General features: G+C 74.0%; 17 protein-coding genes. 10 read left to right on the forward strand and 7 right to left on the reverse strand.

Translation table 11 applies throughout. The features are described 5' to 3' along the window. Positions 1 to 57: 57 nt before the first annotated feature. The 4 genes from A949_RS0119730 to A949_RS0119745 all read left to right on the forward strand — a co-directional run bounded on the left by A949_RS0119730 (position 58) and on the right by A949_RS0119745 (position 3,858). Complete coding sequence (locus A949_RS0119730) at positions 58 to 1,713, forward strand: sensor histidine kinase (protein ID WP_051019566.1); 1,656 nt, start codon at positions 58 to 60, stop codon at positions 1,711 to 1,713. Beyond that, positions 1,710 to 2,564: a hypothetical protein gene (locus A949_RS33950; protein ID WP_019357751.1), complete on the forward strand. Its 855-nt coding sequence runs from the start codon at positions 1,710 to 1,712 to the stop codon at positions 2,562 to 2,564. The genes A949_RS0119730 and A949_RS33950 overlap by 4 nt, the downstream gene beginning before the upstream one ends. Before the next feature lie 238 nt (positions 2,565 to 2,802). Beyond that, a complete protein-coding gene (locus tag A949_RS0119740) occupies positions 2,803 to 3,501 on the forward strand; it encodes a VanZ family protein (RefSeq protein WP_019357752.1) in 699 nt (232 codons plus the stop codon). 153 nt (positions 3,502 to 3,654) lie between these two features. Then, positions 3,655 to 3,858 carry a PspC domain-containing protein gene (locus A949_RS0119745; RefSeq protein WP_019357753.1) on the forward strand — a complete coding sequence of 68 codons (204 nt, stop codon included), beginning with the start codon at positions 3,655 to 3,657 and terminating at the stop codon, positions 3,856 to 3,858. Positions 3,859 to 3,973: 115 nt separating this feature from the next. Here the strand turns inward: A949_RS0119745 and A949_RS0119750 are convergent, their stop codons facing one another. Together A949_RS0119750 and A949_RS0119755 are read right to left on the reverse strand one after the other, a co-directional pair. Next, entirely contained in the window at positions 3,974 to 4,399 is a 426-nt protein-coding gene (locus A949_RS0119750) for a hypothetical protein (protein WP_019357754.1), read from the reverse strand. Positions 4,400 to 4,608: 209 nt separating this feature from the next. Beyond that, positions 4,609 to 5,748: an adenosine deaminase gene (locus tag A949_RS0119755; RefSeq protein WP_019357755.1), complete on the reverse strand. Its 1,140-nt coding sequence runs from the start codon at positions 5,746 to 5,748 to the stop codon at positions 4,609 to 4,611. Positions 5,749 to 5,891: 143 nt separating this feature from the next. Between A949_RS0119755 and A949_RS0119760 the strand changes: the two genes are divergently transcribed. Further along, positions 5,892 to 6,689 carry a hypothetical protein gene (locus A949_RS0119760; protein ID WP_019357756.1) on the forward strand — a complete coding sequence of 266 codons (798 nt, stop codon included), beginning with the start codon at positions 5,892 to 5,894 and terminating at the stop codon, positions 6,687 to 6,689. Positions 6,690 to 6,862: 173 nt separating this feature from the next. Here A949_RS0119760 and A949_RS0119765 read toward each other — a convergent pair whose 3' ends face one another. Together A949_RS0119765 and A949_RS0119770 are read right to left on the reverse strand one after the other, a co-directional pair. After that, positions 6,863 to 7,834 carry a class I SAM-dependent methyltransferase gene (locus tag A949_RS0119765; RefSeq protein WP_019357757.1) on the reverse strand — a complete coding sequence of 324 codons (972 nt, stop codon included), beginning with the start codon at positions 7,832 to 7,834 and terminating at the stop codon, positions 6,863 to 6,865. Next, positions 7,831 to 8,808, reverse strand: coding sequence for a LysR family transcriptional regulator (locus A949_RS0119770; protein WP_051019567.1), 978 nt, complete (start codon positions 8,806 to 8,808; stop codon positions 7,831 to 7,833). The genes A949_RS0119765 and A949_RS0119770 overlap by 4 nt, the downstream gene beginning before the upstream one ends. Before the next feature lie 141 nt (positions 8,809 to 8,949). Here A949_RS0119770 and A949_RS0119775 point away from each other — a divergent pair, with 141 nt between their 5' ends. Continuing rightward, complete coding sequence (locus A949_RS0119775) at positions 8,950 to 10,314, forward strand: MFS transporter (protein WP_019357759.1); 1,365 nt, start codon at positions 8,950 to 8,952, stop codon at positions 10,312 to 10,314. A gap of 280 nt (positions 10,315 to 10,594) precedes the next feature. Beyond that, positions 10,595 to 14,737, forward strand: coding sequence for a non-ribosomal peptide synthetase (locus A949_RS0119780; protein ID WP_019357760.1), 4,143 nt, complete (start codon positions 10,595 to 10,597; stop codon positions 14,735 to 14,737). Between the two features lie 53 nt (positions 14,738 to 14,790). Here A949_RS0119780 and A949_RS0119785 read toward each other — a convergent pair whose 3' ends face one another. Further along, on the reverse strand, positions 14,791 to 15,231 hold the full coding sequence (locus tag A949_RS0119785) for an ATP-binding protein (protein ID WP_019357761.1): 441 nt from the start codon (positions 15,229 to 15,231) through the stop codon (positions 14,791 to 14,793). 155 nt (positions 15,232 to 15,386) lie between these two features. On the opposite strand from A949_RS0119785, the gene A949_RS0119790 reads away from it, so the two are divergent. From A949_RS0119790 to A949_RS0119800, 3 genes are all read left to right on the forward strand, one after another. Then, entirely contained in the window at positions 15,387 to 16,232 is an 846-nt protein-coding gene (locus A949_RS0119790; protein ID WP_019357762.1) for a helix-turn-helix domain-containing protein, read from the forward strand. Beyond that, positions 16,229 to 16,417, forward strand: coding sequence for a DUF397 domain-containing protein (locus A949_RS0119795; RefSeq protein WP_019357763.1), 189 nt, complete (start codon positions 16,229 to 16,231; stop codon positions 16,415 to 16,417). Before A949_RS0119790 ends, A949_RS0119795 begins: the two co-directional genes overlap by 4 nt. A gap of 431 nt (positions 16,418 to 16,848) precedes the next feature. Then, entirely contained in the window at positions 16,849 to 17,577 is a 729-nt protein-coding gene (locus A949_RS0119800) for an SDR family oxidoreductase (RefSeq protein WP_019357764.1), read from the forward strand. A gap of 109 nt (positions 17,578 to 17,686) precedes the next feature. Here A949_RS0119800 and A949_RS0119805 read toward each other — a convergent pair whose 3' ends face one another. After that, complete coding sequence (locus A949_RS0119805; protein WP_019357765.1) at positions 17,687 to 18,070, reverse strand: hypothetical protein; 384 nt, start codon at positions 18,068 to 18,070, stop codon at positions 17,687 to 17,689. A 103-nt stretch (positions 18,071 to 18,173) separates the two neighbouring features. Next, on the reverse strand, positions 18,174 to 19,451 hold the full coding sequence (locus A949_RS0119810; RefSeq protein WP_019357766.1) for a thymidine phosphorylase: 1,278 nt from the start codon (positions 19,449 to 19,451) through the stop codon (positions 18,174 to 18,176). Positions 19,452 to 19,507: the final 56 nt, after the last annotated feature.

Below are 19,507 nucleotides of genomic sequence, written 5' to 3' on the forward strand. Positions count from 1 at the left end.
CGCGACGGGCTGGGGCGGGGCGCCGGCAGTGGCGTGCACGGCGAACGGATCCGCCGCGTGACCGATGCTCCCTCCACCGGCGGACGGCTGAGCACCCGCCTCGCCGGTGTGCTGCCGACTCTGCGACTGCGGCTGGTCGTCGTCTTCGCGCTGGTGGCGCTCACCGCCGCCGTCTCCGCTTCGGGCATCGCCTACTGGCTCAACCGCGACGCGGTGCTCACCCGTGCCCAGAACGCGTCCCTCAACGACTTCCGCAAGGCGATGGAGGACAACGCGGGCAACCTGCCGCGCAAGCTGAGCTGCCAGGAACTGCGCGAGGCCGCCGCCAAGATGGCCCGCAGCTCGCAGAACTACCAGGTGCTGCTCATCGACCGCACCGAGGACGGCAAGACCTGCGCCACGGCCTCCAACGAGGACGACTTCACCCTCGGCGACGTCCCCGGGCAACTGCGCAGGGCCGTCGCCAAGAAGCGCACCGTCGACGAGAAGAACAAGCACCCTTACCACCTGTACTGGCAGCGGATCACGCTGGACGGCGACCCGTACCTGGTGGGCGGCGCCAAGGTGGTGGGCGACGAGCCGACCCCCACCGGCTACCTGCTCAAGTCCCTGGGCCCCGAGCGCGACGACCTCAACTCGCTCGCCTGGTCGCTGGGGATCGCCACGGCGCTGGCCCTGATCGGCGCGATGCTGCTGGCCCAGGCGGCGGCGACCACCGTGCTGCGGCCGGTGCGGAGGCTGGGCGACGCGGCCCGCAGGCTGGGTGAGGGCAAACTGGAGACGCGGCTGCGGGTCTCGGGCACGGACGAACTGGCGCAGCTGTCCCGCACGTTCAACGACGCGGCCGCCTCGCTGGAGCAGCGCGTCGCCGAGCTGAGCGCCCGGGAGGCGTCCAGCAGGCGCTTCGTCGCCGACATGTCGCACGAGCTGCGGACCCCGATGACGGCGATCTCCGCGGTCACCGAGGTGCTGGAGGAGGAGCAGGAGAATCTCGACCCGATGATCGCTCCGGCCGTGCAGCTGGTGGTGAGCGAGACCCGGCGGCTCAACGACCTGGTGGAGAACCTGATGGAGGTCACCCGCTTCGACGCGGGCACGGCCAAGCTGGTGCTGGACGACGTGGACGTCGCGGACCAGGTCACCGCCTGCATCGACGCCCGCGCCTGGCTGGACGCGGTGGAACTGGACGCCGACCGCGGCATCATGGCCCGGCTCGATCCGCGCCGCCTCGATGTCATCCTCGCCAATCTGATCGGCAACGCGCTCAAGCACGGCGGCTCCCCGGTGCGGGTCTCGGTGCGGACCCGGCGGCGGGAGGACGGCGCCGGAGTCGCGGGAGGCGGCGACGAGCTGGTGATCGAGGTCGCCGACCAGGGCCCGGGCATCCCGGAGGACGTACTGCCGCACGTCTTCGACCGCTTCTACAAGGCCAGCGCCTCCCGGCCGCGTTCCGAGGGCAGCGGTCTGGGCCTGTCCATCGCGATGGAGAACGCCCACATCCACGGCGGTGAGATCACCGCGCACAACGCACCCGAGGGGGAGGGCGGCGCGGTCTTCACCCTGCGGCTGCCCCGCGACGCCCGCCGGATCGCCGAGGAGCGGGAGGGCGGCGAGGAACGGGAGGACGGTGCCGGGCCCGCGGACGAAGGCGGGGGCGACTCCGACGACGCCCCACGCCGGGGTGCGGGACGGGACCAGGGGGGTGGCCGATGAGCGACCGTAGGACCGACCGCACGAGGCCGGACACCACCCGGCGTCCCATCCCGGGTCCCACGCCCGAAGCCGCGCCGGCACCGGTCTCGGCGCCCGCGCCGCTCGCCGCGCCCGCGTCCCCGCGGCGCCGGGTGGCGGGAGGCCCGGTACCGGGCGCCGGACGGTGGCCCCTCCGGGGGCTGCGCCGCTGGGCGCCGGGGGCCCTGGCGCTGTCCCTCCTCGTGCCGCTGGCCGCCGGGTGCGGCATCCGGGCCACGTCGGTGCCGGTGGACGCGGGGGCCGCGCCGTCCCGGGTGGGCTGTGTGCTGCCGGACGACCGCAAGAGCCCGGAGGGCGGCGACGGAGCGTCCGTCGTCCGGGTCTACCTGGTGTGCGGGGCGCGTGTCTCGCCCGTCGAGCGGAAGGTGCGGATGCCCGGCGGACGCTCCTCGGCCCGGCGGCTGCCGGTGGCCCGGAAGCTGCTGGACGAGCTGCGGCAACGGCCGGAACCGGCGGAGGACACGGCGGGCTTCGAGACGGCCGTACCGCGCAGGCTGACGGTCAGCGGTGGCACGGACGGCGACCCGGACGAGGCGCTGCGGCTGAGTGAGCCGCTGGAGGAGCTGCCGCCCTACGCGCTGGCGCAGATCGTGTGCACGTACGCGGACACCGCGGCGGCCGACGCCGAGGGCGGCGTGGTACTCGGCGGGCCCGCCGGTGGCCGTGCCACGGGCGGCGACGACGCCGTCAGCGAGGCGGAGGGTGCCGAGGGTGCCGACGGCCCGGCGCGCTCACCGCTGCGCCGCTACGAGTGCGGCACGTCGCTGCGCACCCACCCCCGGTCCGCCGAGTCGGCCGGCACCCAGGTGTGAGCGCGGCGCCGGGCACCCAGGGCACCCTGGTTGTCCGGGGTGGCCGAGGCGCAAGATGCGGGCGGGACGGGCGGGACGGTAGGGACAGGGCCGACAGTCGCTGGAACACGCGTGTGACAGAGCCTTGACCCGCTCAGGACACCGCGCCGGAACCGCGGCGGAACGGAAGGGCGTCTTCAGTGACGTGCAGCGCCTAGGCCACGGCGGCCCGACCTCCGCCGCCTCCCGAATCCGCCTCGTGGGACTCCTCCTGCTGGCGGCGCATCTGTGTCTCGTCGGCTGGCTGACGCTGCGCCCGCTGGCGGTGCCCTGGGTGACGCCGGCCCAGTTGCACCCGCTGGCCACCATCCGTACCGATCTGTCCGACGGTCCGCGCGCCGCGCTGACGGGGATCGGCGGCGATCTGCTGCTGCTGGCGCCGCTGGGCGTCCTGCTGCCGCTCGCCACCGGGCGGCTGCACCGGGGGCTGCCGGGCACCGTGACCAGGACCGTCTTCGCGGGCGCGATGCTCTCGGTCGTCCTCACCCTGGCGCAGTCGGGGGTGCCGGGGCACGTGGCCGATGTCGACGCGATGCTCCTGAACGCCACGGGGGTGGCACTGACCGTCGGATTCGCCTTCCCGCCGCTGCGGCGCAGGCTGCGGCACCGGAGCGGCGGCACCGGCCGGGCCGACCGGCTCCGGACCGGACGGCGGGGAACCGAGCGGCTCGGCGCGGAACTGCTCGGGGACGCCGGGGCCGCGGCCGGCCCGACCGGGGGCGGCCGGACCGGGGGCGCCGGGACCGCGGAGGTGCGGCTGACGGGCGGGCGGATGGCCGACCGGCTGTCCAGGGGAGCGGGCTCCGGGGGCACGGCACCGCGGGCCGGGCTCCGGCTGCGGGAGGGGAAGGCTCAGGGTCCGACCCCGAGAACGACCAGGGTCGGAACAGCCCCCTGAGGGGAGGTTTCGCACCGTCTGTCCGGTCTACCGTCGAAAGCAGGACGTCAGCACACGCGGCGGCGGCCGGGGCGGCGCCCACAGGGCAACCGCCCGGCGCAGACGGCGCCACCGCGCAGCCGCACCGGACCGGAGAGCTAAGGAGCGTTCCACATGTCCACACTCGCCCGCCCCACCGAAGGCCGGATGATCGCCGGCGTGTGCGCCGCACTGGCCCGCAGGTTCGGCACCACACCCACCACGATGCGGGTGATCTTCCTCGTCTCGTGCCTGCTGCCGGGACCGCAGTTCCTGCTCTACCTCGCGCTGTGGATCCTCCTCCCGGAGGAGGGGCGCACGCACAGTTCCGCCTGGTGATCGTCCGGTGGCGGCGCCGCAGCAGCGGCGGCAGCACGCGGCGGCGGGCACCCGAGGGTGTCCGCCGCCGCGTGTGTGTCCCGGCCGCACCTGCCCGAGGGCAGGGACGCTTCGGTCAGTGCGAGCCGCCGACCGGCAGGGCGCTGCCCAGCGGCAGCCCGCCGATCATGCCGCCGCCGGGTGCGGAGCTCTTGCCCTCGACGGACTTCTGCGCCTGGCCGGCCACCTTCTCGGTGGCGTCCAGCGGGGTACCGGTGAGCGCGCCGGACAGCGCCTCCTGGGCGACACCGACCGGCTGCGAGAGCCCGCCCGGAAGGCCCTGGGTGGCCTCCTCGAGGGGGAGGCTCCCGAGGGTCTGCCCCGCGGTCTCGGCGAGCGGGCCCAGGGCCCGGCCACCGGCGCCGACCGCGTCGGTGCCGACCACGTCGGTGGGGGCACCGAGACCTTCGACGGGGAGCGCGGAGGCGGCACCGGCGCCCGCCACGACGACCGCCGCGCTCATCGCGGCGACACCCAGGGTCTTCTTGGCTACCTGCTTCATCAGTTTCTACGTCCTCGGAATGGGGGCTTGAGCAACCCGGAAAAGAGCTTGAGCAGCCCGGCGAACGTAGCCAGGAATTCCGAGGGGCCGCAAACACCCCGGTGCTGCCGTAAGTCGCCGCCGCGCGGCGCTTTCCGGCTCCGTGCGGCACCGGCCCAGCCGCCCCGCACGGAGTGTGCGGCGACGACTGAACCGCTGGTCACAGGGGGTCAGCCGGGTGCGTCCTGGAAGAGCCACTCGGACTTCAGCGCGGCATAGCCGGGCTTGACCACATCGTTGATCATGGCGAGACGTTCATCGAAAGGAATGAACGCCGACTTCATCGCATTGACCGTGAACCACTGCATGTCGTCCAGCGTGTAGTCGAACGTCGAAACGAGGTGCTCGAATTCGCGGCTCATGCTCGTACCGCTCATGAGCCGGTTGTCCGTGTTCACCGTGGCGCGGAAGTGCAGCCGCCGGAGCAGGCCGATGGGGTGCTCCGCATAGGACGGAGCGGCTCCGGTCTGCAGGTTGGAGGAGGGGCACAGCTCCAGCGGGATGCGCTTGTCGCGCACGTAGGCGGCGAGCCGGCCGAGCTTCACCGAGCCGTCCGCGGCGACCTGGATGTCGTCGATGATCCGCACGCCGTGTCCCAGCCGGTCGGCGCCGCACCACTGCAGGGCCTGCCAGATGGAGGGAAGTCCGAACGCCTCGCCCGCGTGGATGGTGAAGTGGTTGTTCTCGCGCTTGAGGTACTCGAACGCGTCCAGGTGGCGGGTCGGCGGGTGGCCCGCCTCGGCGCCCGCGATGTCGAATCCGACCACTCCGGGGCCGCTCAGGTCGCGGTAGCGGTTGGCCAGCTCGGCGATCTCCAGGGCGCGGGCGGCGTGCCGCATGGCCGTCAGCAGGGCGCCGACGCGGATCCGGTTGCCCGCGGCGCGGGCGCGGCGCTCCCCCTCGCGGAACCCCTCGTCGACGGCCTCGACGACCTGTTCGAGGGTCAGCCCGCCGAGCAGGTGCTGCTCGGGTGCGTACCGGACCTCGGCGTAGACCACGCCGTCGGCGGCCAGGTCCTCGGCGCACTCGGCGGCGACCCGGAAGAGCGCGTCGCGGGTCTGCATGACGCCCACCGTGTGGGTGAACGTCTCCAGATAGCGCTCCAGCGAGCCGGAGTCGGCGGACTCGCGGAACCAGACCTCCAGTTCGTCCGCGTCGGTCGCCGGGAGCGCGTCGTAGCCGGTCTCGCGGGCCAGCTCGACGATCGTCGCGGGGCGCAGACCGCCGTCGAGGTGATCGTGGAGCAGGACCTTGGGTGCCCGGTGGATCTGCTCCTTGGTGGGGACGGTGCTCGAAGATTCGCTTACCATCACGGCACTGTAGCTCCTACGCGCGTAGATCGCATGTGCTTTCCCAACTGCCTTACGTACGCGTGCGGCCGTGCCATTGTTGCGCCATGGCTCAGCGAGCTTCGCCCGAGAGGGACTCACGACTGGGAAGGCCCCGCGGGGCCGTGGGAAGGGCCCCGCACGCCGCCGTCCTCGTCCTGCCGGGCGGCGGATCGCCCGGGGGCGCCCGCGGCGGAAGCGTGCTGGCGGCGGCCTCCGCGCTGCCGCTGGCGCGTCGGCTGGGGCGCGCGACCTCGGACGACGACCCCGTGGTCACCCACCTGGTGCACTACCGCAACGGCCGGCGGCACCGCCCCGGAGCGGACGCCGCACGCCGCACGGCGGACTGCGCGGCCGACGCGGAGGAGGCGGTCACCGAGGTGGTGCGGCGGTACGGCGACATCCCGGTGTGCCTCGTGGGCACCGATGTCGGCGCCCTGGCCGCACTGCGCGCCGCGGGGCACGAGGCGGTCGTCTCCGCCGTCGCCCTGGGGCCGCTGCTGCGGACGGCCCCGGACGGGCACCGGAGCGGGCCGGCGGAAGAGGACGGGCCCGCCGAGGGGAACGGGAGCGGATCCGCGGGCCGGAGCGGGGACGGCGCGGAGCCCGTGCAGCAGTTGCGCGGGCGTGACGTGCTGATCGTGCACGGGACGAACGACACCCGGTGCGACCCCGAGCTGTCCTTCCGCCTCGCGGAGCGCGCGAAGAAGGTCAACACCCGGGTGTGCCGCTTCGAGGTGCACACCGACGGACACGGCCTGCGCGGATACGCCGCCGAGGTCGCGGCGCTGACCGAGGACTTCGCGCTCGGCACGCTCTGCGGCCGCGATCTGTGCCGCCCGCTGACCGACGCGCTGGCCGCGCCGCCGCCGCTGGGGCTGCGGATGCCGCTGGCGAGCGGTTTCGGCAAGAACCTGCGCTAGTCGCAGCGCCGCTGGACCTGCCACCGCGCCTTCCGCGGCGGCACCGGGCCCGTGCCCCGGGCCAGGGCCCAAGGCCCGGGGCACGGGGCCCGCTCCGGCGCGGCTGCGCGGGGGCGGCGGCCCACCGGGCGCGAGCGGCGGGCCGGCGCACGGCGGCCGGACACGGACCCCCTTCAGGCACGTACCGCCGTGTGCACGGTGGTCGCCGTCAGGAAGAAGACGTCAGGGCGGCGCAGGAGCCCCTCGGCGGCGGTGTCGTCGAGCAGGGTGTCGAGGGTGGCCAGATCCTCGGCGGAGAGGGCGTCCGCCAGGCTCTCGCGGAGACGCTCGACGCGGGCGCGCACATGGGCGCGGGCGACGGGGTCCAGCGGGGCCGGGAGATCGGTGAGGAAGGTGCGGCTGCCGGTGGGTGCGAGCCCGGCGGCGGCCAGCAGCGCGGGCCAGTCCTCCACGGTGCCGGTGTGATCGGGCAGTTCGGCGCGCATCGCGCTGAACCCGTCCTCCTCGGCGGCGTCCAGGCGCGCCTGCAGGCCGGGGCGCCCGACACCGATGTCGCGGGGCAGGAACCGGGTCGGCAGCCCGCCCTCGCGCACCGCCAGCACCCCGCCGGGGCGCAGCGCCGCGGCGAAGGTCTCCAGCGCGGCGCGCTGGTCCCCCAGGTGGTGGACGACGTTGCTGGTCCAGATGAGTTCGGCGGTCCCCAGGTCCGGCAGCGCGGCGGGGAGTTCGGCCGCGCGGGTGGTGATGCGGGCGGCCAGGCCCTCCCGTTCGGAGCGGGCCCGGGCCCGCTCCAGCAGCACGGGTGACCCGTCGACCGCGACGGTCTCGGCACCGGGGAAGGCGTGCGCGAGTGCGACGGTGGTGACCCCGGGGCCGCTGCCCAGGTCGAGGACGCGGGTGACGTCGAGCGGGCCGAGCAGGTCGTGCAGCCAGGCGGCGGCCTCCTCCAGGAACGGCGCCTTCAGTTCGGCCTCCCGTTCGAGATGCACGGCCAGCGCGTCCCAGTCGGGCTCGGTCCCGGTGCTCCCGGTGTGGCCGCCGGTCGCGGAGTGGCCGCCGTGCCCGGCGTGTCCGGCATACCCGGGGTGTCCGGGGTGTCCGGTGCGCGGGCCGGGGTGCTGGGGGCCGTGCGGATGGGGGGTCATGGGCGCTCCTCGGGGGCGGGATGTGCGGACCGGTCGGGGACGGGGTGGGGCGACGGGGCGCGCAGGAGCTGCCCCCTGCGGCCGAGCAGGAACTTCTTGAAGGCGGCGACCGGCGGCGGGTCGGGGCGCCCCGCGAGCCAGGCGAGCCCGATCTCGCGGACGGCGCGCGGCGCGGTCACCGTCAGCTCGCGCACGCCGGGCCGAGGGAAGACCGGCGGCGGCAGCAGCGCGACGCCGAGCCCGGCGGCGACCAGCCCGCGGATCGTCTCGGCCTCCTCGCCCTCGAAGGCGATCCGCGGGGTGAACCCGGCCTCGGCGCACAGCGTGTCGAGGATGCGCCGCATCCCGTAGCCGGGCTCCAGGGTGACGAAGGACTCCTCGGCGGCCTCGGCGAGCCGCACCCGCCTGCGCGCGGCGAGCCGGTGGTCGTCCGGTACGACCAGCCGCAGCCGCTGCTCGTCCAGCCGCCGGACCTCCAGGTCCGGCGCCTCCGGCATGGGCGAGGTGAGGCACAGGTCGAGTTCACCCGCGCGGAGCCGCTCGAGCATGGCCTCACCGTAGTTCTGCACCAGTGCGAAGCGGACCCGCGGATGGTCGGCGCGGAAGGCGCGCAGCAGTTCGGGGACCGTCTCCCAGCCGAGGGTGTGCAGGAAGCCGAAGGCGACCTTGCCGGTGGCGGGGTCGGCGTCGGACCGCACGTCCTCGGCGGCCTGTTCGACGGCGGCCAGGGCGCGTTCCGCGGAGGCCCGGAAGGTGCGGCCGGCCGGGGTGAGGGAGAGCGTACGGCCGTGCCGGGCGAACAGCGCGACGCCCAGGTCCTCCTCCAGCCGGGCCAGGGCGCGGCTGAGGGAGGACTGCGGGATGCCCAGCTCCTGCGCGGCACGGGTGACGTGTTCGTGCCGGGCCACCGCGGCGAACTGCGCCAATCGCGGAGTGAGGGAGAGCGCCGAGGGCGGAGCGGCCTGGCGCGGCATCGCGGCCGAGGGGTCTTTCTTGTTGCGCGGCGGTGACACAGGACGCTCCCGCTGTCGGCTGGCTGCGATGATGCGTGAGGGGATCGATTGTCGCACTTTCATGCATTGGACGGATGAAAGGCCGGGTCGTACGTTCGGGGCATGCCTGCTCTCGATACCGAGGCGTCCTCCGGTCCGGTGGACGCCTCCCCCGCCGGTCCCGCCTCCCCTGTCACGGACGCCTCCCGCACCACTGCCGTCGCCGCCGCGCCACCCGCCGAGCCCGCCACCGGCACCGCCGAGCCGGCCGAGCGCTCCGAGCACTCCGACGCGTCCAAGCTGAGCCCCGGCGACCCCGGGCACGGACGGATGCGGCTGGCGCTCTTCGCCGCCGGGCTGTCCACCTTCGCGCTGCTCTACTCCACCCAGGCGCTCCTCCCCGAGATCTCGCAGGCGCTGCACGCCGCCCCCGAGCAGGCGAGCTGGACCGTCTCCGGTGCGACCGTCGGGCTCGCCGTCGCGGTGCTGCCGCTGGCGGCGCTGTCCGAGCGGTTCGGACGCCGCCGGATGCTGACCGTCTCGCTGGCGGTGGCGGTCGCCCTCGCCCTGGTCATCCCCTTCGCACCCAGCCTGCCGGTGCTGATCGCGCTGCGGACGCTCCAGGGCGCGGCCGTCGCCGGGGTGCCCGCCTCGGCCATGGCGTTCCTGTCCGACGAGGTGCGGGCGCGGCATCTGGTGGGTGCCGTCGGGCTGTTCGTCGCGGGCAACAGCGTCGGCGGGATGAGCGGGCGGATCCTCACCGGATGGGTCACCGAGGCGTGGGGCTGGCGCGCCGGGCTGGGCGCCGTCGCCGTCACCTCGCTGCTGTGCGCGGTCGCCTTCCGGCTCCTCGTCCCGCCCGCCCGGCACTTCACCCCCGCTCCGCTGCACCCGCGCCGGATCGCCGCGACCGTGCGCACGCACCTGGGCAACCCGCTGCTGCTGCGGCTGTACGCGATCGGGCTGCTGTTCATGGTGGTCTTCGGCGCGGTCTACACCGTCATCGGCTACCGGCTGGTGGCCGAACCGTTCGGACTCTCGCAGGGCCTGGTCGGCTCCGTCTTCGCCATCTACCTGGTGGGCACGGCCGCCTCCGCCACCGCCGGCCGGCTCAACGCGCGGCTCGGTCGGCGCGGCACCCTCTATCTGGGCATCGGCACCGCGTCCACGGGGCTGCTGATCAGTCTCGCGGACAGCGTCGCGGCTGTCGTGGCGGGCCTCGTACTGATCACCGCCGGGTTCTTCGCCGGGCACGCGGTGGCCTCCGGCTCGGTCAGCCGCACCGCGGCACACGGGGCCGCCCAGGCGTCCGCGCTGTACCAGATGAGCTACTACGTGGGCAGTTCCCTGGGCGGCGCGCTGGGCGCCGTCGCGTTCGCCGCGGCCGGCTGGGCCGCCACGGTCGCGCTGGCGCTGGGCGCCATGGTGCTCGCGGCCGGCATCACGCTGTACGCGAGCCGCCGCGCGGCGGTTCCGGCCCGCGCCTGATCCCGTTCCGCCGTGCGCCGTACCGGTCCCGGGCGGCGCGCGGCGGAGAACGGGTGCCAGGCGCGCGGCGGAGAACAGCACGGCGCACGGCGGAGATCGAGCGCTGCGCGCGGCGGAGCGCGCTGCGAGTCGCCGAAGTGCGCCGGAGGAACGTCACCCGAACGGCCCTGCCCGGCGGCCGCCGCATCATGTTCGAAACACCTGTCCCCGAAAGGTGCCCTCTCCCCCGTCCGTCTCGTTGTGCTCCCAGACGTGAGGCTGCGATCGGGAGTTGGTACGGATGGCCAGGTTCGACATCGGTGAGGGTCTGCCGTTGACGGCGGCGCAGTCGGGGATGTGGTTCACCCAGCAGCTCGCGCCGGACAGCCCCTGCCTCCGGCCCGCCGAGGTGATCGAGATCCGGGGCGCCGTCGACGAGGAACTGCTGGAGCGTGCCCTGCGCCGCACCGTCGCGGAGACGGAGGCGCTGCGCGTCCGGTTCGTCCCCGAGGGGCCCGAAGGGGACGGCGGCGTCCGGCAGCTCGTCGAGCCCTGCGAGGACTGGCCGTTGCACCGCCTCGATCTGCGAGGCGAGGCCGACCCCTGGGCCGCCGCGCACTCCTGGATGCGGACGGACCTGGAGTCACCGCTGGACATGCGCGGCGCCGGGCTGTTCTCGTTCGGACTGCTGCGCACCGGCGACGCCCGGTACCTCCTCTACATCAGCAGCCACCACATCCTGATGGACGGCTACGCCACCAGCCTGTTCCTGCCGCGCGTCGCCGAGGTCTACACCGCGCTGGAGGCCGGCGCCCCCGTACCGCCCACCCGGCTGGCGCCGCTGCGGCAGGCGCTGGAGGAAGAGGCCGGCTACGCGGGCTCCGAGCGGATGCGGCGGGACCGCGACTACTGGTCCGGCGAACTGGAGCGGTGCGCCGCGGCCACGCACCAGGCGCCGGGCCGGCTGCCCAGGCCGGCGCCCTCCTTCGTACGGGAGACCGGCCATCTGGACCCGGAGACGGCCGGAAAGCTGCGCACGCTGGCCCGCAGCGCACGCACCGGGCTCGCGACCGTGGCGATGGGGGCGCTGGCCCTCTACGTCCAGCGGCTCGCGGACGACCGGCGGGAGGACGCAGTCGTGGACATGACCGTCGCGGCGCGCGGCCCGGCCAGCCGCGACGTCCCGTGCATGGTCGCCAACGTGCTGCCGCTGCGCGTCCCGCAGCCGTCCAGCGGAACCGTCGGCGACTTGCTGCGCAAGACCGCCGCGCAGGCCAAGACGCTGCTGCGGCACCAGCGCTACTCCTACGTCCACCTGGTACGCGGCCCGCACGCACGGCGGCCGACGGCCGGAAGGATGGAGGACTGGGGCATCAACGTCATGCTGCACGACCCGCAGATCAGCTTCGGCCGCCACCCCGCCACGCTGCACAACCTCTCCAACGGCCCCGTCACCGGCATGGCCGTCAACGTCTACGACCGCCCCTCGGACGGCTCCCTGCGCATCGACTTCCAGTCCGATCCGGAGATCTACCCCGCCGAGCGGATCGCCGCCCACCACCGCCGCTTCCTCGCGCTGCTGCACACCCTCACCGGCGCCACCGAGGCGACACCGCTGGCCGACATCGAACTGCTGACGCCGCAGGAGCGGACGCGCGTCCTGGAGTGGGGCCGCGGGCCCGAGGCCGACTTCGGCCGGGAGCTGCTGCACACGGCATTCGAGGAGCGGGCGCGCGCGGAACCCGCGGCGACCGCGCTGGTGTGCGGCACGGGCAGCGCCGCCGTCGCCCTCTCCCGCGGCGAACTCAACGCGCGCGCCAACCGGCTCGCCCACCTGCTGCTCGCCCGGGGCGCGGGCCCCGGCAGCACCGTCGCGATCGCGCTGCCCCGCACCGCCGACTACGCCGTCGCACTGCTGGCCGTCCTCAAGTCCGGGTCCGCCTGCCTGACGTTGGACGCCGACCACCCGGTGGCGCGCGCCCGGCAGCTGCTCGCCGACGCCGCGCCCATGTGCGTGCTGGCGGCCGGGACGCCGCCCTGCGCCGACTCCCGTCCGCCGCACACGCTCCTCGACCTCGGCGCCGCGGCGACCGCACGGGCCCTGGAGCAGCAGCCGGCCACCGACCCCGGCGACCGCGACCGGCCCCGCGCGCTGCGGCCGGACGACGTGGCCTACCTCGCCTTCACCAGCGGCACGACCGGCCGCCCCAAGGGCGTACAGGTCGAGCACCGGCAGCTGGCCAACCTGTACCACGACCACCGCACCGCGCTCCTGCCCCCCGCGGCGCCCGCGCCCGGTTCCTCACCCGCGCCCTCGTCCGCGCCCGGACCCGGCCGCCGGCTGCGGGCCGCGCAGACCGCCTCGTTCTGCTTCGACGCCTCCTGGGAGGGGTGGCTGTGCCTGGCCGCCGGATACCGGCTCCACCTGATCGAGGACGCCGTACGCCACGACCCGGCCGCGCTCGCCGCGCAGATCCGGGACCAGCGCATCGACCTGCTCGCCCTCACCCCCACCCATGTGCGCGCACTGCTCGCCGCCGGGCTCCTGGACTCCGCCGGACACCGCCCGGCGGCGCTGATCGTCGGCGGTGAAGCGCTGGACCCCACGCTGTGGCAGCGCTTGCGCGCGCTTCCGGACACGTCCGTGTACAACTGCTACGGCCCGGCCGAGTGCACGGTCGACGCCGTCTGGTGCCGCCTGGACGAGCAGGGCCCGCACCCGGTCATCGGCCGCCCCGGCCACAACGTCCGCGCCTACGTCCTCGACCGGCACGGGCACCTGGCCCCACCCGGGGTCGTCGGCGAACTCCACCTCGGCGGCGCCCAGGTCTCCCGCGGCTACCTGGCCGCGTCCGGGCCGACGGCGGAGCGGTTCGGCCCGGACCCGCACGGCCCGGCGGGCGCCCGCCGCTACCGCACCGGAGACCTCGTGCGCTGGACGGAGGACGGCGTACTGGAGTACCTCGGCCGCTCCGACATCCAACTGAAGGTGCACGGCGTACGCATCGAACCCCAGGAGATCGAGACGGTACTGGCCCGGCACCCGCACATCGCCCAAGTCGCCGTCGCCGCACAGCCGGCCGCCGACGGCGCGGCGACCGGCACCGTGCGGCTGGCCGCACATGTGGTGCCCGCACCACGGCCGGAGCAGCGCCATCCGGACCCGGACCCGGGCTCGGACCCGGCTGGGGTTCCGGACCCGGACCCGGACCCGGACCCGGCATGCGGCTCGGCCCCGGATCAGGCCCCGGCCCTCGATCCGGTCGAGTTGCGCGCCTGGGCCGCCGCCCGGCTGCCGTCCGCCATGGTGCCCGCCACCTTCTACACCCATGAGGCGCTGCCCATGACCCCGCAGGGCAAGCTGGACCGCGCCGCACTGCACACCGCCGCGGCCCCGCTCCTCCCCGCCACCCGCGCGCCCCGCGAGCGGCAGGCCACCGGCCGGGAGCGAGCCCTGTGCGAGCTGTTCGCCGAGGTCCTCGAACTGCCCCCGCGGAGCCCCGCGGACCTGCCCCGGGTCGGCCCCGACGACGACTTCTTCGCCCTGGGCGGCCACTCGCTCTCCGGCACCCGGCTGCTGGGCCGCGTCCGGGCCGAACTGGGCGCGGAACTCTCCCTCGGCACCCTCTACGAGTCGCCCACCCCGGCCCAACTGGCCAAACGCCTGGACACCTCCGCCCAGCCGCACCCGTCCGGGGAGGGTGCCGACAGCGCCGACAGCGCCCCGGACGCCTACGAGATGCTGCTGCCGCTGCGCACCCACGGCACGGAGGCCCCGCTGTTCTGTGTCCACCCGGCGGGCGGACTGGGCTGGTGCTACGCCACACTGCCCCCGCACCTGCCGCCGTCCGTCCCCGTCTACGCGTTGCAGGCGCAGGGCCTGCGCGCCGGGGACGCGTCCGCCGCCACCTTCCCCGAACTGATCTCGGCCTACACCGCCCGCATCCGCTCCGTACAGGCACACGGCCCCTACCGGCTGCTGGGCTGGTCACTGGGCGGCGCACTGGCACACGCCGTCGCCGCCCGACTCCAGGACGAAGGCGAACACGTCGACGTCCTCGCCCTGCTGGACGCGGCACCGCTCGACCGCACCCCACGCCTGGACCCGGACGCCGGCCCCGCCGTGGTGCGGCGCCTGATCACCGAGGCGATGGGCCACGACCTGCCCGACGACACCCGGCTGACGGCCGTCACCCGCATGCTGGCGCACTACGCCTCGCTCCGCCCGACCTGGACCCCGGCCGTCCACCGGGGCGACGCCCACTACTTCCGCGCCACCGGCACCGCCCCGGACCTGGCACCCGCCCCCGACGCCTGGCACCCCCACCTGACCGGCACCCTCACCGTCCACGACCTCCCCTGCACCCACAGCGCCATGGGCCAGCCGGAAGCCATGGCCGAGGTGGGCCGCCTGCTGAGCCCGCTGCTGACCCCGGCGGAGTAACGGCCCCCGGGCGGGCGGAGGATCCCCGCACCGCCTGCAACCGGGCACACCGGTCAGGCGTGCCCGGGGGCGTCCACCTCCGCCCAGACGGTCTTGCCCGGGCCCAGCCGTGCGCCCACGTCCCACCGGGAGGCCAGCGCGTCGACGAGCAGCAGGCCGCGCCCCCAGTCCTGGTGCGAGGAGGGCGCCAGCGTCACGGGCAGTCCGGGGTAGGTGTCGGAGACCTCGGCCCGTACCCGCCCGCTCTCCCGGTCGCGGAGGAGCCGCAGTTCGAAGTCACGGCCCGGAACGCGGCCGTGCAGCACCGCGTTGGAGCTGAGCTCCGCGACGATCAGCGTCACCGCCTCGGAGAGCGGGGCGCCGTACGGCACGCCCCACACATCGAGCTGGTACGCGGCCAGGCGGCGCGCGAGCCGCGCACCGCGCCGGGTCGCGGAGAACCGCTGTACGAACACATCGGTGGTGAGGGGCGCTTCGGCCCGGGGAGCGTGCATGATCCCCAGCGTTCCGGGACGCTCCGGTCACTGACAGATACGGCACCGGTACAGATCCCGCTGTACCGGTTCACGCACTGGACTGGGCGCGTCACCTTCCGTGACGCTGAACAGGTTGAGCGGGGAACGGCACACGGCACGGAAGGCACGCGACGATGACGTCGGACCAGGACGCGACTGCACCCAGCGAACCCGAAGTCTCGGACGGACTCAAGACCTTCGGCTCGGTACTGAAGGCCCTGCGCGACGAGGCGGATCTCACCCAGGAGGAGTTCGCCCCGCGCATCCGGTACTCGACCCACTACGTCGCCAAGATCGAACAGGGCAAGCGGTTCCCCCCGGGAGACCTGCCGCAACGGTCCGAACCGGTACTGGGCCCCCTCGCGGCCAAGATCCTCAAAGCCGCCGCCAAGAGCCTGCGGCGCAAGGCCGGACTGGCCTCCTGGTTCCAGCAGTGGGCGGGCATCGAAGAGGAAGCGATCACCCTGTACGCCTACGAGTGCCGGGCGATCCCGGGGCTGTTGCAGCCGGAGGCGTACATCAGGGGCCTGTCCGAACGCAGGCTGCCGCCCCTCACCCCGGAGCAGATCGACTGGCAGGTGGCGGCCCGGCTGGAGCGCCAGAATCTTCTGGCCGAGCGCCCCAACACCGCCTTCAGCTTCATCATCGAGCAGTACCTGCTCGAACGCGATCTGGGCGGCCCCGAGGTGACCGCCGCAGTGATCGACCACCTGCTGGAGATGGGACGCCGGATCAATGTCGAGATCCAGCTCATGCCGGTTCACCAGCCCGAGCATGTAGGTGCTGACGGCCAGATGTACCTGGCAGAAACGCAGACCAACGAGTGGGTCGGGTACGTGGAGGGGCACGAGAGCAGCGCTCTCCTCACCGACCCGAAAGCTGTCAGTGCAATGCTCCAGCGCTATGGCAAGATGCGCTCACAGGCCCTGAGCCACGAAGCCTCGGTGAGCCTGCTGAAGCAGATTCGAGGAGCGCTATGAGCACCGAACTGGACTGGCACAAGAGCAGCTACAGCGGCAGTAGTGGCGACAACTGCGTCGAGGTCGCTGTCGGGCCGGAGACGGTCCACGTCCGCGACTCGAAGGACACCGGGATCCGCCCCCTCGCCGTCTCGCCCACCGCATGGGCAGCGTTCACCGCGCAGGCGGCGACCACCACCCCGTGAGCTGACCACCCGGCCACCGGCGGGGCGGAGCACCACCCACCCGCCCCGCCACCGAGCGGCCACCCGTCGCCGGCACCAGTTCGCCTTGCTCGCCGGGGCCTTCATGCGCGGCTGAGCGGCCCGCCGCCCTTGCCCCTGCTTGACCAGCCTCCACGCCGGCAACTGCACTTCTATGCACGCGTGCTGACGCAGCAACCGCCAGCGGTCGACGTCGAGCTGTCACTCCTCTGGGGCACCCCACTCCCCTCCCCCGCCGCAACCGTGCGCCACCAGCGAACTGCCCACCACGGTCCTCGCCCGTGCCCTCGGCATCGACGTCGCCGCGCCGTCAGAGGGCAGCGCGCCGCCGCTGGGGACGGGACCGCCTACGCCGCCGAGGTCAGCCTTCGCACTTCAGCTCACCCTCCGATCCACGAACCAGGAGCACCGGCATGAGACTCGACGAGCACCACGTGGTCATTACCGCCGCCGGACGCGATTTCGGACGCACTCTGGCCATCCGTCTCGCGGACCTCGGTGCCGAGGTCTTCCTCTCCGCGCGCACTCTCGCCGCCGCTGAACGTGTCCGCGACGAGATTCGCGGCCGAGGGCACCAGCAGGTCCACGCCTTCGCCTGCGACCTGACGGACCCGGCCTCGATCGGCGACTTCGCTGCCGACGTCGCCGCGTACACCGACCGCATCGACGTGCTGATCAACAACGGCTCCCGCTACCTCGAAGGTCCGGACCTCCAATCCGCCTCCGACGCCGACGTCGTCGACACCATCACATCCGGCGCCACCGGCACCGTCCTGACCGTGAAGAACTTCCTCCCCCTCCTCCTCAACTCGGAGAGGCCGGACGTGGTGACCATGGTCTCCGCCTGCGGAACGGCCGGTCATCACCGCTCCGACGCGCACGACGCCTTCTACGCGGCCAAGAGCGCCCAGGCAGGGTTCGCCGAGATCCTCTCCAAGCGCCTGCGGCCCCAGGGGGTCCGGGTGATCTCCCTCTACCCGCCCGACTTCGACAATCTCGACCCGCTCTCCGAGGAGTGGGAGACCACACCGCGCGAGGCCAAGGACGCCCTCACCGCGCAGTCACTCGTGGAGTGCATCCTCTTCGCCGTCGCCCAGCCCCGCGACTGCTTCATCAAGGCGTTCCACTTCGAACAGGTCTGACCGATGCCGGCACGTCCCCGCACGGCGACTCACATCGCGGTCCGGGCGTCCGGCCGCCCCCAGCGTTGACGGCCGGAGCGGCCGGCTTGTTGTCAGCACGGTCAGCGGGTCAGCGGGTCAGGGCGAAGCCCGCCAGGAGGACGGTGACGACCGAGGCGGCGAGGAAGAGCTGGTGGCGGGGTGGGGCCTTGAGGTGGTGGGTGGGTTCGCCTCGGCGCCAGCGGTCGAGGATCTCCCGGAACAGCGTGCGCTGCGGCAGCAGGCCGACGGTCAGGCCGATGTGGGCGCAGGCGTACATGACGAGGGCTCCGCTCAGGCCGATGTCGTTCCAGCGGCAGACGGTGACCAGGAGTGCGCCGCCCGCGGTCATGACCACCGGATAGGCGATGCGGAACTTCCGCAGCGGGATCCAGCTGCCCAGCAGCCAAGTCGACAGGGCGAGGGATGCCGCGGCGAGCAGCCAGAGCCATCCGACGGGTATGGACGTGAGCATGGGGCCGCCCTTCTGCTGCCGTTCCGCAGCACAGCGGGGAACCGGACCCGGGCGGCGGGCTCGGGAACCGGTTCCCCGACTGATCGGCTCGGTGCGGGTGAAGCTAGCCGACGCGGCCCAGGATCAGCGGCGTCGGCTCGTGGGAGGTGCCGGGCGCCGCGATGTCCCAGGCGCCTTCGAGGGCGGCCTCCGCGTAGCCGAAGGCGTCCGGGGTGTCGGTGTGCAGGGTCAGCAGCGGGGCGCCGGCGGTGACGGTGTCGCCGGGCCGGGCGTGGAGTTCGATACCGGCCCCGGCCTGGACGGGGTCCTCCTTGCGGGCGCGGCCCGCGCCCAGGCGCCAGGCGGAGAGGCCGACGGCGTAGGCGTCCAGCCGGGTCAGCACACCGGAGGCGGGGGCGGTGACGACGTGCTGTTCCCGCGCGCGCGGGAGTGCGGCGTCGGGGTCGCCGCCCTGGGCGGCGATCATGCGGCGCCAGACGTCCATCGCGGAGCCGTCGGCGAGTGCCTTGGCCGGGTCGGCGTCGGGCAGTCCCGCCGCGTCGAGCATCTCCCGGGCCAGCGCGACGGTGAGTTCCACGACGTCGGCCGGGCCGCCGCCGGCCAGGACCTCGACGGACTCGCGGACCTCCAGCGCGTTGCCGGCGGTCAGGCCGAGGGGGGTGTTCATGTCGGTGAGCAGCGCGACGGTCCGCACCCCGTGGTCGGTGCCCAGTTCCACCATGGCGGTGGCCAGCTCGCGGGCGTCCTCGACGTTCTTCATGAACGCGCCGGAGCCCGCCTTGACGTCCAGGACCAGTGCGCCGGTGCCCTCGGCGATCTTCTTGGACATGATGGACGACGCGATCAGCGGGAGGGACTCGACGGTCGCCGTCACGTCGCGCAGGGCGTAGAGGCGCTTGTCCGCGGGCGCGAGTCCGTCGCCCGCGGCGCAGATGACGGAGCCGACCTCGTCCAGTACCCGCATCATCTCGGGGTTGGTCAGCGAGGCACGCCAGCCGGGGATGGACTCCAGCTTGTCCAGGGTGCCGCCGGTGTGACCGAGACCGCGGCCCGAGAGCTGCGGGACGGCCGCGCCGCAGGCCGCCACCAGGGGCGCCAGCGGCAGGGTGATCTTGTCGCCCACGCCGCCGGTGGAGTGCTTGTCGGCGGTGGGGCGGGCCAGCCCGGCGAAGTCCATCCGCTCGCCGGAGGCGATCATCGCGGCGGTCCACCGGGAGATCTCGGTGCGGGTCATGCCGTTCAGGTAGACGGCCATCGCCAGGGCCGACATCTGTTCGTCGGCCACCGCTCCGCGCGTGTAGGCGTCGATGACCCAGTCGATCTGCTCGCCGGTCAGCTCCTGGCGGTCGCGCTTGGCGCGGATGACGGAGATGGCGTCCATGCTGTCGTTCCTCTTTCGTTCCGACGGTCTCGTTCCGACGGTCTCGCTCCGGCGGT

It is taken from the genome of Streptomyces sp. AA1529, from assembly GCF_000280905.1.
Taxonomy (GTDB): Bacteria; Actinomycetota; Actinomycetes; order Streptomycetales; family Streptomycetaceae; genus Streptomyces.

Coding starts and splice junctions, on each gene's coding strand:
- A949_RS0119750 (WP_019357754.1), bottom strand. CDS start 4,399: ATGAAGCAGGTAGCCAAGAAGACCCTGGGTGTCGCCGCGATGAGCGCG.
- A949_RS0119775 (WP_019357759.1), top strand. CDS start 8,950: ATGCCTGCTCTCGATACCGAGGCGTCCTCCGGTCCGGTGGACGCCTCC.
- A949_RS0119790 (WP_019357762.1), top strand. CDS start 15,387: ATGACGTCGGACCAGGACGCGACTGCACCCAGCGAACCCGAAGTCTCG.
- A949_RS33950 (WP_019357751.1), top strand. CDS start 1,710: ATGAGCGACCGTAGGACCGACCGCACGAGGCCGGACACCACCCGGCGT.
- A949_RS0119765 (WP_019357757.1), bottom strand. CDS start 7,834: ATGACCCCCCATCCGCACGGCCCCCAGCACCCCGGCCCGCGCACCGGA.
- A949_RS0119800 (WP_019357764.1), top strand. CDS start 16,849: ATGAGACTCGACGAGCACCACGTGGTCATTACCGCCGCCGGACGCGAT.
- A949_RS0119795 (WP_019357763.1), top strand. CDS start 16,229: ATGAGCACCGAACTGGACTGGCACAAGAGCAGCTACAGCGGCAGTAGT.
- A949_RS0119810 (WP_019357766.1), bottom strand. CDS start 19,451: ATGGACGCCATCTCCGTCATCCGCGCCAAGCGCGACCGCCAGGAGCTG.
- A949_RS0119805 (WP_019357765.1), bottom strand. CDS start 18,070: ATGCTCACGTCCATACCCGTCGGATGGCTCTGGCTGCTCGCCGCGGCA.
- A949_RS0119780 (WP_019357760.1), top strand. CDS start 10,595: ATGGCCAGGTTCGACATCGGTGAGGGTCTGCCGTTGACGGCGGCGCAG.
- A949_RS0119785 (WP_019357761.1), bottom strand. CDS start 15,231: ATGCACGCTCCCCGGGCCGAAGCGCCCCTCACCACCGATGTGTTCGTA.
- A949_RS0119755 (WP_019357755.1), bottom strand. CDS start 5,748: ATGGTAAGCGAATCTTCGAGCACCGTCCCCACCAAGGAGCAGATCCAC.
- A949_RS0119770 (WP_051019567.1), bottom strand. CDS start 8,808: ATGCCGCGCCAGGCCGCTCCGCCCTCGGCGCTCTCCCTCACTCCGCGA.
- A949_RS0119745 (WP_019357753.1), top strand. CDS start 3,655: ATGTCCACACTCGCCCGCCCCACCGAAGGCCGGATGATCGCCGGCGTG.